The organism is Microcoleus sp. B3-A4 (assembly GCF_036705385.1).
Lineage (GTDB): Bacteria > Cyanobacteriota > Cyanobacteriia > Cyanobacteriales > Microcoleaceae > Microcoleus.
In genome coordinates this window covers 1-16384 of sequence record NZ_JAUBUI010000024.1, presented here as the reverse complement: position 1 = coordinate 16384, position 16384 = coordinate 1, and the positions used below count along the sequence as shown (strand labels likewise).

The 16384-nt window shown below is 45.5% G+C and carries 14 protein-coding genes; 8 read left to right on the top strand and 6 right to left on the bottom strand.

All coding sequences use genetic code 11. From position 1 onward, the window contains the following. Positions 1 to 377 precede the first annotated feature (377 nt). The gene (locus tag QUB33_RS12395) at positions 378 to 695 is read right to left on the bottom strand and encodes a DUF3067 family protein (RefSeq protein ID WP_190661639.1); all 318 of its coding nucleotides are present in this window, start codon (positions 693 to 695) and stop codon (positions 378 to 380) included. A 218-nt stretch (positions 696 to 913) separates the two neighbouring features. Here QUB33_RS12395 and petC point away from each other — a divergent pair, with 218 nt between their 5' ends. The 6 genes from petC to QUB33_RS12365 all read left to right on the top strand — a co-directional run bounded on the left by petC (position 914) and on the right by QUB33_RS12365 (position 6045). Next, complete coding sequence (petC, locus tag QUB33_RS12390; RefSeq protein ID WP_333350762.1) at positions 914 to 1456, top strand: cytochrome b6-f complex iron-sulfur subunit; 543 nt, start codon at positions 914 to 916, stop codon at positions 1454 to 1456. Positions 1457 to 1621: 165 nt separating this feature from the next. Continuing rightward, positions 1622 to 2611, top strand: coding sequence for a cytochrome f (gene petA / locus QUB33_RS12385; RefSeq protein ID WP_333350760.1), 990 nt, complete (start codon positions 1622 to 1624; stop codon positions 2609 to 2611). A gap of 105 nt (positions 2612 to 2716) precedes the next feature. Next, positions 2717 to 3568: an alpha/beta fold hydrolase gene (locus tag QUB33_RS12380; protein ID WP_333350758.1), complete on the top strand. Its 852-nt coding sequence runs from the start codon at positions 2717 to 2719 to the stop codon at positions 3566 to 3568. Positions 3569 to 3679: 111 nt separating this feature from the next. Further along, complete coding sequence (psbQ, locus tag QUB33_RS12375; protein WP_333158745.1) at positions 3680 to 4123, top strand: photosystem II protein PsbQ; 444 nt, start codon at positions 3680 to 3682, stop codon at positions 4121 to 4123. A gap of 335 nt (positions 4124 to 4458) precedes the next feature. Continuing rightward, the gene (locus QUB33_RS12370) at positions 4459 to 5511 is read left to right on the top strand and encodes an FAD-dependent oxidoreductase (protein ID WP_333350755.1); all 1053 of its coding nucleotides are present in this window, start codon (positions 4459 to 4461) and stop codon (positions 5509 to 5511) included. 51 nt (positions 5512 to 5562) lie between these two features. Further along, positions 5563 to 6045, top strand: coding sequence for a hypothetical protein (locus tag QUB33_RS12365; protein WP_333055292.1), 483 nt, complete (start codon positions 5563 to 5565; stop codon positions 6043 to 6045). Positions 6046 to 6050: 5 nt separating this feature from the next. Here the strand turns inward: QUB33_RS12365 and QUB33_RS12360 are convergent, their stop codons facing one another. The 3 genes from QUB33_RS12360 to QUB33_RS12350 all read right to left on the bottom strand — a co-directional run bounded on the left by QUB33_RS12360 (position 6051) and on the right by QUB33_RS12350 (position 10181). Next, positions 6051 to 6398, bottom strand: coding sequence for a hypothetical protein (locus QUB33_RS12360; RefSeq protein WP_333106549.1), 348 nt, complete (start codon positions 6396 to 6398; stop codon positions 6051 to 6053). Between the two features lie 447 nt (positions 6399 to 6845). Further along, a complete protein-coding gene (locus QUB33_RS12355; protein WP_333350753.1) occupies positions 6846 to 7262 on the bottom strand; it encodes an NUDIX hydrolase in 417 nt (138 codons plus the stop codon). A 288-nt stretch (positions 7263 to 7550) separates the two neighbouring features. Continuing rightward, a complete protein-coding gene (locus tag QUB33_RS12350) occupies positions 7551 to 10181 on the bottom strand; it encodes a M1 family metallopeptidase (RefSeq protein WP_333350751.1) in 2631 nt (876 codons plus the stop codon). A gap of 224 nt (positions 10182 to 10405) precedes the next feature. Here QUB33_RS12350 and QUB33_RS12345 point away from each other — a divergent pair, with 224 nt between their 5' ends. Together QUB33_RS12345 and cas6 are read left to right on the top strand one after the other, a co-directional pair. After that, positions 10406 to 11488 (top strand): class I fructose-bisphosphate aldolase, encoded by a 1083-nt coding sequence (locus tag QUB33_RS12345; protein WP_333350749.1) that lies wholly within the window; start codon positions 10406 to 10408, stop codon positions 11486 to 11488. Between the two features lie 191 nt (positions 11489 to 11679). Beyond that, the gene (gene cas6, locus QUB33_RS12340; RefSeq protein WP_333350747.1) at positions 11680 to 12561 is read left to right on the top strand and encodes a CRISPR-associated endoribonuclease Cas6; all 882 of its coding nucleotides are present in this window, start codon (positions 11680 to 11682) and stop codon (positions 12559 to 12561) included. Here cas6 and QUB33_RS12335 read toward each other — a convergent pair whose 3' ends face one another. Both QUB33_RS12335 and QUB33_RS12330 read right to left on the bottom strand, forming a co-directional pair. Next, complete coding sequence (locus QUB33_RS12335) at positions 12562 to 12888, bottom strand: antibiotic biosynthesis monooxygenase (RefSeq protein ID WP_190661662.1); 327 nt, start codon at positions 12886 to 12888, stop codon at positions 12562 to 12564. Positions 12889 to 13165: 277 nt separating this feature from the next. Beyond that, complete coding sequence (locus tag QUB33_RS12330; protein ID WP_333350745.1) at positions 13166 to 15628, bottom strand: tetratricopeptide repeat protein; 2463 nt, start codon at positions 15626 to 15628, stop codon at positions 13166 to 13168. Between the last annotated feature and the right edge of the window lie 756 nt (positions 15629 to 16384).

Below are 16384 nucleotides of genomic sequence, written 5' to 3'. Positions count from 1 at the left end.
ACTCATTGTATGTGAAATTGTTGACAGAAATTGGTTCCGATGATTTTGGTAAGCTAGAAGTCCGATCGCCCAAAATTAAAAAAGCCCCCTAAAAAGCCCCAGAAACTGTTGCAGCATTTAAATCCCACAGCAGGGCGCGCGCAGCAAAGCCCGCCACACAAGACTTTGAATCAAAGTACCCGTGCAAATTAGATGCGCCACAGCTTAGTTTCTCACCAGCGGCAAGTCGCATGACAAGCTCGCCGATCGATTTTCGGGACTTTGGGCTCAACTAATCCAGCCGCGGCGCGACACAAAACTTGAGGGAACTCCCCCAGATCCCGGCTGTGGAGTCAATCTAAAATCTAAAATCTAAAATCTAAAATCGACTGAGTGATTCAAAACTCGTCTAGCAACCACTCCGAGGCTCTTTCACCCAAATCTAGGGGAACGCTGACAGCTTTACCCAAGCGCGGGCGATCGCGAGTAGTTACGATATATTCTCTAACCTGTTCAGTGCTCCCCCAGCCGTTGAGGTAATTGGCCACTGCATCCAAATGCTCGAAATAATCAGCCTCCGTCATCGGAAAAGATGCCTGTTCTAGATATTTCCACATAACTTGCACAAAAATCTTGCCCCGCGTTCGCCGCAATCTGATATCGTAAGACTTTCCCCATTTTTCTAGCAGTAGCTGGTGTAAATCCTTGCCCGTCATGGTTGCTCCTGAGTTAATCCATTAAACAATAAAAGACAAAGTTCAAAAAATGTAATAATACTCTAATAAAGGCTGGAAGGCGCATTCTTAAAAGGAATTTTCGCGGCCTAAAATTTGTGCGAGCAGATTAACGGCAATTATCCTCCTTCCTCTGCACGTACAGGTTCGCTAACAGCTAACAAACAAACAAACGTAACTTAAAACCGTAAAGGCAGGTCATGGCTCAATCTTCTGCTGGAAATCCCGATGTTCCCGATATGGGGCGTCGCCAATTTATGAATTTGCTGACGTTCGGTACAGTCACAGGTGTGGCACTGGGCGCACTCTATCCCGTTGTCCAATATTTTGTTCCTCCGTCGAGTGGGGCAGTTGGCGGCGGAGTGACAGCTAAAGATGCTTTGGGTAACGACATCATCGTTAGTCAATATTTGGCTTCGCACCCTGCAGGCGATCGCAGCTTAGCCCAAGGTCTCAAAGGCGACCCCACCTATGTTGTGGTGAAAGAAGACTTATCTATCGCCGACTACGGCATCAATGCAGTCTGCACTCACTTGGGTTGCGTCGTGCCTTGGAATGTTAGCGAAAACAAGTTTATCTGTCCTTGCCACGGTTCTCAATACAACAATGAGGGCAAAGTGGTGCGCGGCCCCGCGCCTTTGTCTCTGGCCCTGGCCCACGCCACTGTCGCAGATGACAAGATCGCTTTTACAACTTGGACAGAAACTGATTTCCGCACCGGCGAAGCACCTTGGTGGTCTTAAACTATTTTGGATTTTAGATTTGAGATTTTAGATAGGGGGTGAATGGTGAAAACCACAGATAAGTGCATCCCTAAACCAGTCTAATAATCCAAAATCCAAAATCCAAAATCCAAAATCCAAAATCCAAAATCCAAAATTGTCTGACCTTTGAGATTGAATACTCTAATGCCACAAACTAATTTATCTGCGATATTTCGCCGCAGTGCCAGGACGATCGCGAAAACTGCCTTAATTGCGATCGCCGCTGCAGGATTTTTCCTCACCAGCGATATCGCACTTCCCCAAGCAGCATTTGCTTACCCTTTCTGGGCTCAGCAAACTGCACCCGCTACTCCCCGCGAAGCAACAGGCCGCATTGTTTGCGCTAACTGTCACCTCGGTGCAAAACCGACTCAAGTTGAAGTACCGCAATCTGTTTTGCCAGATACGGTCTTTGAAGCTATTGTCAAAGTTCCCTACGATACTAACGTTCAACAAGTTGGCGGCGACGGCAGCAAAAGCGGCTTGAATGTAGGCGCTGTAGTGATGTTGCCCGAAGGTTTCAAGATTGCTCCCGCTGACAGAATTCCCGAAGAAATGAAGGAAAAAGTCGGCGATCTTTACTTCCAACCTTACAGCGAAACCCAAGAAAATATTGTTTTAGTGGGCCCAGTACCGGGAGAACAGTACAAAGAATTGGTATTCCCAGTTTTGTCGCCGAATCCCGAAACTGACAAGTCCGTTCACTACGGCAAATACCAAATTTATGTTGGTGGCAACCGCGGTCGCGGTCAGGTTTATCCTACTGGCGAAAAGAGCAATAATACTGTTTACAATGCTTCGGTAGCTGGCACCATTTCTAAGATTGCTCAACCTGAAGATGGCGGTTATCAAGTGACAATTCAACCTGCCGAAGGTGCAGCCGTTGTTGATACGATTCCTGCAGGCCCAGAACTGATTGTTTCCGAAGGACAAACAGTTGCAGCAGGCGAACTTTTGACGAACAATCCTAATGTGGGCGGCTTCGGTCAAAAAGACGTGGAGATTGTGCTGCAAAGTGCAGGTCGAGTTAAAGGATTGATGGCTTTCGTGGCTATAACCATGCTGGCTCAAATCATGCTGGTTCTCAAGAAGAAACAGGTCGAAAAAGTTCAAGCTGCTGAAATGAATTTCTAAACGCGGCTGTAATTAGTTGGGTAAGGTGTTCTATGCACACCCAACTATTAGGTAAGTAGGGCGGGTATTCCCCGCCTTATTCTTTGATAAATAACCAGTAAAATAATGTTAATTGATGAGAAGATAGTTGAAGTAGGCCCGCTGCAATGGTTTTATCGGGAAACAAATCCGGTTAACGAAACTGGTAAACCGCCCGTACTGCTGCTGCACGGTTTGCCGTCCCAGAGTTTTACCTGGACTGTAATTATGCCGGATTTGGCTGCACAGGGATTTAGATCGATCGCCCCTGATTGGGTGGGCTACGGGCGATCGACAAAACCAGACAAGCGCGACTTTGCCTACACTCCCGATGCTTTTGTTGACGCCCTCGCTGGCTTTATTCAAGCTATAGAATTAGACCGCTTTTCCCTCGTTGTCCAAGGATTTTTAGCTTCAGCCGGCATTCAATACGCTTTACGCAATCCCGATAAAATTGATCGTCTAGCCATCATAAATACACCAGTTTCAGCAGATATCAAATTGCCTTGGAAAATGCAGCAGTTGGGACTGCCTTTTATTGGCGACATGATGACGCAAGACCCGCTTTTGGTTGACAGAACTCTCGAAGGTGGCAGCGGCAAGACAATATCAGACAAAGATTTAGATGTTTACCGCCGCCCGTTTTTGAAGAGCTCGGATGCAGGTCGATCGCTGATGAATACAGTCCGCAATATTCAATTGCCGCAGTCAATGGCTGAAATTGAATCCGGCTTGAAAGGATGGACTCGACCAACTTTATTTGTCTGGGGTTTGACAGATCCTTGGCTGAGTGTTGAACCAGTTCAAAAGCTAGTCGGTTCCCTGCCAAATGCAGAGTTAGTCACACTGGAACAAGCGGGGCATTATCCTCAAGAACATTGGTCAGAAAAAGTTGGCAATTCTGTGATCACTTTTCTGCGCCGCCAGGAGGTAAAATAATATTTTGTACATAACTCTCGGTGCTAGGTCAGTGAACCAGCTCCTCGCCGAGCTGCATTCCCAGGCAGAGCCAGAAAACGAGAAATCTAAAATCTAAAATCTAAAATCGATATGACTCGTCCCCGTTCAATTTTTGCCTTGATGATGGCGTTTTTGATGGCATTTCTGGTTAGTTGCAGCAGTGTCGAAGCAAAAGTTCCAACGACTTACACAGCAGCTCAGACCCAGCAAATTCAGCGCTATGTTCCTACTCTGACCGAGTTCCGATCGCGCATGGATAAACTGGGAACCTTAATTCAAAAACAAAATTGGGTTGATACCAGAACTTACATTCACGGGCCTCTAGGCGACTTGCGGAACACCATGAAAACCGTCTCTGCGAGTTTGTTGCCTAGTTCTCAACAACAAGCTGTTGATTTAACTAAGAGTTTGTTTAGCGAGTTGGTTAACATCGATCTTGCTGCTAAAGAGCTTGACTATGCAAAAGTCACGGCCAGCTATCAAAAAGCTGTCAATGATTTCGATACCTTTTTGCAGCTAATTCCTAAAGCTTAATAGCTTTAGGGGTTTGTAGGCTTGGCAATTGATGGGTGTCAAATTAAGACTGAAACCCATAATAAATATCGCTTGTAGTCGAGTCTAGATCCCCCCTAACCCCCCTTAGTAAGGGGGGGGCAAGAATATTCAAACTCCACTTTAAAAAGGGGGGCAGAGCATTCAAAGTCCCCCTTAATAAGGGGGATTTAGGGGGATCGAGACTTCGAGACAAACGAGAAAAACAGAGGATTTTACTGTTAATTTGACACGCTTTGCGCTCAGAACCATACGAAAAACTTCTATAAAATTTAAAATCTAAAATTTAAAATCTAAAATCTAAAATCTAAAATTGAATGATTCGCGTTGCAATTATTGGTTGCGGTATTATTGGGGCTTCGATCGCCTTTGAACTAAGTCAATTTTCAGAACTGAAAGTTACTGTGTTCGACAAACAGCCGCCGGCACAAGGTTCTACGGGCGCTGCACTCGGTGTTTTGATGGGAGTTATCAGCCACAAAACTAAGGGTCGAAATTGGCAGTTGAGGGAAACCAGCCTTCAGCGCTACGAAACTTTGATTCCCGAATTGGAAGCAGTTACGGGGCGAAAAATTCCTTTTAACAAACAAGGAATTTTAATGCTTTGTTCGGAGGGAGAGGATTTAATTAAGTGGGAAAATTTGATAGCAACTCGCCGTTCTCAAGGTTGGCAATTGGAACTTTGGGATGTGGAACGAGTGCGAGATCGCTGCCCTCATCTCTCTTTAAACGATCGCATTATTGCTGCGATTTATTCGCCTCAAGACCGGCAAGTCGATCCGACGGCGCTAACTTTGGCTTTGGTTGATGCTGCTGAACGAAATGGGGTAATTTTTGAGTTTGGCGTGCCCGTTGAAGCAGCGGAGATTGCTGCTAGTTTGGAGTTCGATCGACTAATTGTGGCGGCTGGTTTGGGTTCGGCTGCTGTGACTGCATCGTTAAATCAGTTGGTTGACATTCGCCCGGTGTTGGGACAAGCGCTGCATTTGCGATCGGCCAAGCCTTTAGGAAACCCAGATTTTAGGCCGGTAATTACGTGCGATGACGTTCACATTGTGCCTTTGGGAAATCAGGAATATTGGGTGGGGGCGACAGTGGAGTTTTCTGAAAATGGCGGGGAAATTCAGGCGAATGCTGATATGTTGGCGCAAGTGATGGCGAGGGCGAGTTTGCTTTGTCCTGCCTTAGCAGAAGCTGAAATCATCAGGAAATGGTCGGGATTGCGCCCGCGTCCGGAAGGGCGGCCGGCCCCAATTATCGAGACGCTTCCCGGTAACGATCGCGTTTTCATCGCCAGCGGCCACTATCGCAACGGTGTTCTGCTGGCCCCTGCAACAGCGCGATCGATTCGAGAAATGATTTTGCAATAATTAACAAATGTTAATACAATCAAGATAGCCATTCATATCTTACATTTAAATATGTCCGACAAACCTTTAGGTAAACCGCGCTCTTTGTGGCGAGTAATTTTGCTGTCTGGAGTCAGCTTGCTGCTATATTACGGATGGTACAAATGGATTATTCAAGAAGAATTGCGTCGCTATAACGGCAGCGGTTGGTCGGGAACTCTTTGCTTGCTTCCCTTTGTTTTAGGAGTAGCCGTCCCCCAAGCTTTGCGGATATTCGATCCTGACGTTCCCGGATGGTTTGGTTGGTTTTCCTTGCTAGGTATTGCTTGGATTTACATCGTGCAGTTCAAACTTTACAAGACAGTTAACGAATTGTACCGCCAAGAAGGAATCAAAGAACCGCTAACCGTTTGGTGGATTTTTGTACCGGGTTTAAATTTAGTTGTCGGCTTGCGACAAATTCACTTTTTGAGCCAGTTTTGGGCGAGAAAACAGGGAATTGAAGTTAAGGATAACTTAGCCGAAAGCATTCCTTTTCTATCAGCTAACGCCTAAATAAATTAAGCTCCAATCGCTTGGCGCTGCGAGTAAATTTCTTCTATAAGCAGGTCACGCAGTTCATCAGCAATGTCCGTGGGAGGGTTGCCTGCGAGGGCGCGTCCAATCAGCCGTTCTGCTTCCCGGAGTTGGGTACACTCAATGGCAAGTACGGCGGCGCTCCGATGCAGTATAGAACGAGTAGGCTCAAAATCCCATTCGTTTGCTACTAAATCCGCTGCCGCCCGTTCTTTCGCAAAGGCGGCTCTGGTGAGTGCAGTCACTTGGTCGATATCACCGCACTGACGGGCGAGAACGGCTCGATCGACCAGTTCCATTGCTTCGTGGTGAAGGGCTTCTACGGTCTGCATTTTTTGACGATCCGTGCTTTGGGAGTACCGAACTCAATTACAGATACATAGCCAGGAGCTACGTCATCTGAAGGGCGGATTTGTTCTAATTTGATGTTAACTCTGGCTTGAATAATGCTGTCAGAACCTTTACGAATCCCGGAGACTTCTAAGCGGGCTTTGCGCTGAAATAGCGTGCCTGGATCTTCGAGCGAACCAAGCCAAAAGTCAAAACCTAAGCCTTTACCTTTGACCAGCCTGGACGTTCGGGCTTGTTATCGCGCAGGTCATTCAGGGAGAGAATTTTAATTGGGTTTATGTGGGTCATCAGAGGAGATGGCTCCGGGCGATCGCATCTCCAGAATCTTACAGCATATAGTCTTCACTCATGTTGTTCTTTTAGCGAGTTCACCCGAATTTATGGTTGAAAACCAAACTATTGGTAAACCCGCCCTTACCGATGACTCTTCACCAGAACCGATTCGGCAAATCCGCCAAAATGAGTTTGAGTTCCGGTTCGTTAACCCGCTTAATTGCTTTAGGAATACTTACCCACTGCCGCTTTCTCTTGCTAGCTTCCGGCCAAATTTCTAGAACTGCTTCCACTTGCATTAAAAATACTTCTACCTGACAAGTATAGCCGGACTTTTGATACTCGTAAGTTCCCAGCAAATCCGGGAATACTTTACCCAACAAACCTGCTTCTTCCCAAGCTTCCTTGGCGGCGGAATCTTGGGAAGTCATGTCAGGTTCAATTAATCCTTTGGGAATCACCCAGCGCTTGCTAGCCGAAGAAGTAATCAGCATTACTTCAATTTCTCCGTCTTGAATGCGATAGGGAATTACCCCCGATTGATCAACCAGTAAAGCGATTTTTATACTCATGATTTCTGCAATATTAGTGGCTACAAAAGCTGCTGTAACCTCCTGAACGGTTTACAACTAAAAAATAAAAACAGCATCCTGATTCTCGAAACTTCCCAAGTTGAGACAGCAATAAAGTGGAGAATAAACATATTTGGCTTTTCCTGTCTGTCGAAAGGAAATTGCCATGCACTCCCGCTGAACAATAATAATATTATTATAATAACTGCGCGAAATCCTCTACCGACAAGCAGATAAAAGCCGATCGCCAATATCTGCCTTTATCTGCGCCGGTATGGGGTTTTACACCTAATCTTTCTTCGCCTTAGCCTCCAAATTTTCCATCCGACTCCTCAAATCTTGATTCTCCTTTTTCACCTGGTCTAATTCCTCCCGCAACTGCTTTACCGCTGCATCAGAACCAACATTTTTCTGCACTCTTTGCACAGCTTCATCAGCCATGCGGCGAACGCGGCCATCGGGGGTTTGGTCAGCTAAAGAACGCAAAATGCGAATGGCTTTGCGAGTTTGCATTTGTCCTAATCCCACTACTACAGAGACTTGAGTCAAGAAAAACGTCTCTTTAGATAATTCTGCCAATCGCTGCAAAATCCGTTCTAAATTGACCTTGGTTTGACCAGTCGAAATTGTGCCCAAAGATCGAATTGCAGCCAAGCGCAAAGCTTGCGGAGTACCCGCGGCTGTGTATTTCAAAATTAGATTCAGCGCATCTTCAGAAGTTTTCATTTGCGCCAAACCTGCGATCGCACCCGATCGCACTACCTCATTCCAGCCCTGACGCTCTTTCAGCACCAATTTTAAGTCTTTCAGTACCTGTTCGTCGGTCGGTTTTTCGTCGGGGTTAGCCCCTGCAATGGAGCCCATAGCACTCGCTGCTGCTGCTTCTACGTAATAGCTGTCGTCGCCTTTTTCGACGATCGACCTCAGCGCTTTATAAGTTTCGTGAGTTTGGATTTTACCCAGCGCATTCACCACAGCGCGACGAACACGAGCATCTTTATCTTTTAAACCACTTACTAAACCTTCAAAAACTTGGTCGAGTTTAATTTCAGCTAACTGACCGGCCACTTCGGCCCGTACTGCCCAGAACGGCTCTTTCTTGAGAACTTCTGACAGCGTTTTCACCGCTTCTAGTCCTCCCTTTTTCGCCAAAGCGTGGGCAGCGTAAATCCGGGAAACTGGGTCTGGATCGAACTGCAACTGAGCTTTGAGTTCGGCAACTCCATACTCTAAAACGACTGTTTTTAAGTAACTATTGCCGACATCGAAACTGATAAACGCCGGCTTTTCTTCTAGGGGAAAATAGAAGCTTTGCTCGCGTTCGTATATTCTGACTGTGAAAGTTTTTAGGTTAGCAGTAGAACGGGCATAACTGTTATCTTCTGCATCTTTTTCCGGCTTGTAACCGAAGCCTATGGGAATTTTTATGTCAAAAACCTCTTTGCTGTTGCCGTTGCCATTTTTGCTATCTTTTACCTGAGTTTGGGTGACAGTAACTTTTGCTAATTTGCTGTCGCCATCCCAGGAATAAGCAACTTTATAATCTGGATGACCGCCGCGATAAACGTACTGGTCAAACAAAAACATGAGATTGCGACCGGTAGCCTTTTCTATCGCCCTGAGCAAATCGATCGTTTCTACAGTTTTGTGAGCGTTATCCCGCACAAAAGTGTGAATTGCTTTGTAAAATAATTCGTCGCCCAACTCGGCGCGAATCATGTGATAGACGCAAGCGCCTTTTTCGTACAAATGGCGATCGTACAATTCAATGGCTTCGCGGTAAACGTGAGTAACGATCGGGCGCCGGTAGCGGGAACTGTCTTCAGCTAAATAATTGCGGGCTTCATTTAACATATAGTAAGCCGCGTCTTCTTTGCCATATTCTTTGTCAGTCCACAGCACCTCGGAATAAGAAGCCATGCCTTCTTTCAGCCAAGCATGAGACCAATGTTTAATTACTACTAAATCACCGAACCACTGGTGAGCCAATTCGTGGGCGACTAAGCTTTCAGTGCCACGATTGTCGAGGGTGGCACGTTCGTCTAACAAGCACCTATCTGTCAGCAAAGTTGTGGAAGTATTTTCCATACCGCCGAAGATGAAATCATCGACGCAGACTTGAGCGTATTTGGGAAAAGGGTAAGGATAGCCAAATGCTTGAGAGAAAAATTCAATCATTTGAGGCGTTTTGCCCATGCTGCGCTTAGCGTCTGCTTCGCGGCTTCTTTCCACGTAATAATTAACTGGTTTGCCGTTCCATTCGTCTTTAATTTCGGCAAAATCTCCGACTGCTAAGGTCATTAAATACGTCGGATGTACCTGGCTTTGGAACCAGTGATAAATTTTTTCGTCGCCTTGGTTTTTTGTACTAATTAATTCGCCGTTGGAAATAGCAAATAGTTGTCTCGGAACTTGCACTCTAATTTCTGAAGTAGCGAGTTGTCCAGGATAGTCGAAACAGGGAAACCAGAAGCGGGAATCTTCGTCTTCGCCTTGAGTCCAAACTTGTGTTGGTTTGTCTGGATAGTGTTTGTCCGGGCCGACGAAATAGAGACCGCGTTGGGGTTTTTCGACCCAGTATTCGATCGCAATTGTAATTGGTTGGTAAGCTTCTGTTGGTTCGTGCAGTTGAATTTGCAGCACTTCGCCGTCGCTGTCGAAATTTTGCTCGGTTTCGCCAATTTTTACCGATTCAATGTTGAGGTTTACCGCATCTAAGGTTAATTTGTCAATGCCGCTGCGGACTGGATTGAGGCGGATGCTGCAAGTGCCGCGAAAGCTTTGTTTGGGAATATTCAGCACTAAGTCGAGGAAAATATGCTCTACTTGACCGGGGCGATCGGGGTTGTAGTGTGGTCTGGCACCGGGCATCTCGAAGGATTTGTGACCGTTTTCAGAATCAAAGTAAGTGTGTGACATTGTGATGGCAAAGTGGTGAGTCGATCGGCGATCGCTGGCAGCGCAGATCCGGCTGAACTGCCAGCTTATTATAGAGTAGCGCGTCCTAGTTGCTGTTGTCGCTAACTTGTTAAAAACTGGGTCGATCGTTGACGGGATGGAAAATATAATTTTTTCGCTACAATATCAGCAAGGTTAATGTCTGCAATCATCAGCCTGCAATTGAAATTGAGAGGGAAATCTGTATGACAGCTACACTATCAGTTCCCAGTTCGATCGAATCTTGGCTTGGCGACGAAGCCGAAGACTTGCTCACCCATCAAGCAAAAGTTTCTAAAGATTTGTTGCACCTGCCGGGCCCGGATTGGGTCGATCGCATTTTTGCTCAAACCGACCGATCTCCCCAAGTTTTGCGATCGCTTCAGCAACTCTATTCTAGCGGACGCTTGGCAAATACCGGCTATTTATCCATCCTGCCGGTAGACCAAGGAATCGAACACTCGGCGGCCGCTTCTTTTGCACCGAATCCCATCTATTTTGACAGCGAAAACATCATCAAACTAGCAATCTCTGCTGGCTGCAATGCTGTCGCGACAACGCTGGGAGTTTTGGGAAGCGTATCTCGCAAATACGCGCATAAAATCCCTTTTATTGTCAAGCTCAATCACAACGAGTTGCTAACTTATCCCAATCAATTCGACCAAGTAATGTTTGCGACCGTCGAGCAAGCTTGGAATTTGGGAGCGGTTGCAGTGGGAGCAACAATTTATTTTGGTTCGCCGGAATCGACGCGACAAATCCAAGAAGTCAGTCAGGCTTTTGCTCACGCCCACGAATACGGAATGGCGACAATTTTGTGGTGCTATCTCCGCAACGATATCTTTAAACAAGATAAAGATTATCATGTTGCAGCCGATTTAACCGGGCAAGCCAATCACTTGGGAGTAACAATTCAAGCTGACATTATCAAGCAGAAATTGCCAGAGTGCAATAACGGTTACGAAGCTGTGGCTAAAGCTAGCGGCCACAGTTACGGCAAAACAGACAAGCGCGTTTATTCGGATTTGACAACGGAGCACCCGATCGATCTAACTCGCTATCAAGTGCTCAACTGTTATGCGGGAAGGATGGGTTTAATTAACTCCGGCGGTGCTTCAGGGAAAAGCGATTTTGCAGAAGCAATTCGCACGGCGGTAATCAACAAGCGCGCTGGGGGATGTGGCTTAATTTCCGGCCGCAAAACTTTTCAGCGTCCCTTTGAAGAAGGCGTAAAATTGTTCCACGCCATCCAAGACGTTTATTTGTCGCCAGAAATCTCGATCGCCTAAAAATTTGCCGCACAGAGATTTGCCTCAATATTACAACCTAAATGTAGGTGGACACGACCCACAAATTGTCGTAAACGTAGGGTGCACACTGTGTACCTTATGTGATTTAAATTCCTTAATCTAAGTTGCAACTTAGCTGTAGTATTAATACTAGCTGAACATCTATACAGACACCTTATATAAATTTTAAAATGCCCTACAGCCTTGTTTTAAACCTGCGACCAGTTGCGCCAATTCCATCCCAGTTTTTAACGGGACGGCATCTCCACGCTTTATTTTTGAACCTTGTGAGTGCTGTAGACAGCGATTTGAGCGCATACCTGCACGACCAATCTCAGGAAAAAGCTTTCACTTTAAGCCCTTTCCAAGTAAGGAGAAAAGAGCCTTACAAAACCAGTACGCCGCAGCCGCAAAAGAGAGTTTTGCCTCCTGCTTCGCGCACAATATCTCCGGCTGTACAATGGGAGCACAAGCAAGCTATTCAGGAAAATACGCCGATTTGGTGGCGAATTTCTCTGCTGGATGACGGTTTGTTCGATCGCCTAACTCAACTTTGGCAGCAACTTAATTTCGAGAACCCTTGGCATCTCGGGCCGACAAATATATACATTACAAATATTTTGAGCGAACCGCAATCAAACCAGCCTTGGGTAAACTTTTGTACTTACGCCGAATTGTTCGAGAGATCTTCGGAAACTGAGCGCCAAATTGCTTTTACTTTTTGCACTCCTACGAATTTTCGGCAAGGTGTATACGATAGTGCTATGCCCACTCGTGAGAGTATTTTCGGCAGTTTAGCGAATCGCTGGAACAAATACAGCAGGATTGCGATCGAACCTAGTTTCACAGAAGCTATTTTCCCCAGTTTCTTCGATATCCGAACTGAAGTTAGTACGGATTCTCGCAGTAAATTTATTGGCTGCGTCGGCGATATTAGTTACCGAATTATGGGAGATATAGCTCCTGCTACTATCAAGCAAATTAACACTTTAGCAGATTTTGCACTGTACAGCGGAGTGGGGCGAAAGACGCCGATGGGTATGGGAATGACTCGCCGGTTGCAGGATTTTTAATTATTCACTTTTGGGCTGAATTTCACTGACGATTTCATAAACATCAGTGTCTGGAAGTTTCGCAAACAAAGGCGTCATCTGCTTTAATATTTCCTGATAAGCTTCGCTTTGATTGGCGGCCATCTCTTCTACGCTTTCCCAAAAAATGATGGCAATACCTTTGTCTGTATTGGGCAATTGCAGCAAATACGCTCCCTTAAAACCTGTAGCATAAGTTGCAACGGCTTTTTCAAAAAGTTCTTCGGCTTCTTTAAATTTTCCCGGTTTAAATTCGCCAATGGCAACGTAGGCAAACTGATGTCTGAGAAAGTCTAGAAATTCTGACATATCTTTTTCCTCACTCAATAGCGATACACCAAGTTATATTTTACCCGATCGCGGTAATCCCGCAAACAGTTAAGTTTTCTAAACCTCTATCGTTCTTTACTAAGCACGAGTGATATCAATTCCGGCTGCGCCGGAATGATATAGAGGACACGGTAATGCCGTTTCCCTACCCGGATTAATTGTAGGGAAACGGCACTGCCGTGTCCTGACTTCGGGTAATATTAATTCCGATGCAACCGGAAATGATATGACCAACAATAAAAGGTGAACTATTAACTTAATCGAGGGATTGCTTGTACTGTTCCAGCAGTTGGGGGATGTGATCGCATCCATCAAAACCGATAATAGGCATCATTTTAGGACGGTTTGCCCTTAATAAATTTTGAAAACCAGCTTCCCCAATTTGTCCCTTCACAATAGTCATTAAACCAGCAGGTTTACGCCAATCGCGGGCAGTAATTCGCTCTAATATATACATCCCTAAACAGCCGTTGCCAACAGCTTTGTCCAGATTTCTGATGGCATAATAAGCTTCTGCCAAGTAAGCAAAGTTAAAACCCTGAAGGTATAAATCGCCAGAAAATCGAGCAGATTGAGTGCCTTTTTCCAGGTAGTCGATAGCCGTTTGAGGTTGTTCTAAAACAGTGTAGGCAATGCCGAGACTGTTGCAGCAGAGAGCTTGACTTTGATAGTCGATTAATTTTTCCGACAGCTTCAAACCTTGCTTGAGGTACTCAATGGCAGTTTCATACACTTCTGGCTCCATTCGTTTCTGCTGGGCAGAAAGAACTTCGCTATAACCAAAATTGGCTAGAGCATTTGTTTCTCCCAACTTGTCGCCGACTTGACGAGAAAGAATCAACGCTCTTTGACTGTAATTAATTGCTTCAGCATAATTATTTTGGGAAATGCAGATGCGACTCTTGTGGTTTAGATTGGCGATTTCACAGATGCGATCGCCTGCACTGCGCGAAATTTCTAGGGCTTGTTCGTGAAATGAATTTGCTGCTTCATATTTTCCCAAAAGGTGCTGGGAATAGCCTAAGAGTGTCAAAATTCGAGCCTTTTCTTGAGTGCCTGCTACTTCTTGCAGGGGTGCGTCGAGGTATTCGAGGGCATCGCGCAAATAATCCTTAGAAAATAGGGCAAAAACCCCGCCGTAGAGAGGAAAGTATGCTCGTTGGGCAAAGGTGCGGAGAATTTGCAACACCATTTGAAAACAAGCCTTGGCTAATTGCTGCCGATCGCTTACAGGAATTTGGGTAGCGCGATCGCAGGCGCACGATAGCTGAAACCAAATGACTGTGAATGTCAGAAAGGTACTAATCGAGCAAGCTTTACCCCCTTCTGAGCTGTAGGGCTGTTTCTCAAACCATGCTACCAGTCCTCGCTGCAACCGCTGAAGGACGATCGCCAGTTCCACCCAAGCCCTCAAGCTTCTAGGGGGTTCAGTGGCGCTCTCTAAAGGCAATCGATCGCCCGCGAGATCCGAAAATAAGTGCTGCAACAGAGGACTGGTGACGTGTTGACGCCAGGTTTCCCAAGGTTCGCGGAGTTTGGTACTTTCCTGATGATATCCTAGTTGGTGGCGATTGGCCGGTTGGTCGTATATCCAGCTACTTAAATAAGTATCTAGTTCTTGCAAGGATTCCAAGCTGTTATTGATGCCAGCAGCTAGTGCTTCCACCGTTTCGCGATCGCCCTCGCCGACTTCTTCGGCTGCTTGCTTTAAGGATTGACTCAGTTGCTGCAATTCCTCAAAGTTTAAGACATAAGTTTGGTTGGGATCGATCGCTTGCAACAATACGATGAACCGAGCGATCGCAGGCGCTGCGAGAATTTCTTGAGTTACTCTTACGATCTCTTCTGCCGATCTAATTTCTTTTTGCCATCGCAAGTATTCTCCTTGGATCTGCTCCAAAATCTTAGCACTGCGGATTAGTCGCTCTTTTTGCATTTCCGCTGTCTGTCGGGGGAACAGGTGAGGAGAGGTTGTAACCTGGTCTATTTGTCTTTGGGTAGCCTCTATGCGAGCGGCCAAACAGCGTTCAAATATTTCGCTTGTGCCGATCGTGATATTTTCTACCAACATTTGATAAATCTGTTCTTTGGAGCGAATTTTTCCTTGAATTCCTTTTTCTACAATTTTTTCAATTAATGCTGTTGCCTGAGTGCACAAGGGCGATCGCGTTACAGAAACATCAACCTCTGGTTCTATCTGTTTGTCCGCACTGTCTGTCTCCCTAACCACAGGTTTCTGCCCATCTTCCATGGGGGCATCAATTTCACTGGAATTTGATAACAGTGGGTTTTTTTCTAAATCGGCACTAGAGGCGACCTCTTGAGAATTCGAGGTGAAAGATGTTTCTCGAACACTTGGAGGAATATCAACTGCTTCTGAACTTGCTATTTGTTGAGTTTTGACCTCAGCAATACCAGCGTCAAAGTTTGTTAGGGGCCCGCAACCAAATTCTGCTTGATATCGATAGCTTTTTTGTGACGTTGAGCTGAGTTTGCAGCGATAACGGCGATTATCATAAAAAAAATAGGCTGCGAGGATACCTGCTCCAGTAAAGATTCCAGCTCCTGTCGCCACAGATGCTGTCACTTTTTGTTCCTCGGAGGTTCCGCCAGAATTGGCTATACGAACTGTTGTAGCAGTGGCTGCACCGAATAAAATGCTAGTAGCAATAGCGACAGCCGAAAATTTTGCTCTCTCGGATCGGTTATTGAGTTTCATCGCAGTTTTTCCCTGGCGTCAATTCCTTTGGCAACAATATAACATTCTTGTCTTGTTCCGATTTTAAAATTTTTATGAAGAGAAGAGTATAGTGGGAGGACGTGACTATAGCGGTTCTCAAGTAAGTGAGATACCCGGGCTAGCGCTTCCCAATTGCCAATTACCTTTTTCTCAATTACCTCATTTTCCCGTTGTCTCAATCTATAAACTATAAATTTCAAATCCTCAACAGCATTGTTTTAAACCAGATCGCAGCTTCAACAATACCATAAAATACGCCTATTTGGTATCGCTTTTGTCTACTCAATTTCCCTCAAAATAGCTAGATGTGAAATTGCTAAGTGGTAATATCGTTGCAGGTTGCATGCATCGGAATGATTTAACCACAGAGGACGCAGAGAACACAGAGAAAGTCTAGAAATTCTGACCTATCCTTTTCCTCAACAAATCGCGATACACCAAGTAATATTTTACCAGAGCGTAGTAATTTGTGAACTTCACGGTCTGTAGTTTCGCGCTCAGGCCGAGGCGGATTTATTAATTACAGGTTTCGGGCAATCGCCACTCAAATAGAAACTTTTTGAGTCAGGCGGCTGGAATCTTTATTAAATAAACTATTGAATCGCTGATTTTATACGTTTACAATCCTAGGTACGCTGGAGCGACTTCTTGCGCTAAGCTGTTGCACATTTAAACTGTGATACAAGCATTACCCTTATTTTTGATTTTGCGACCCCATTTAATTATTAATTGCCC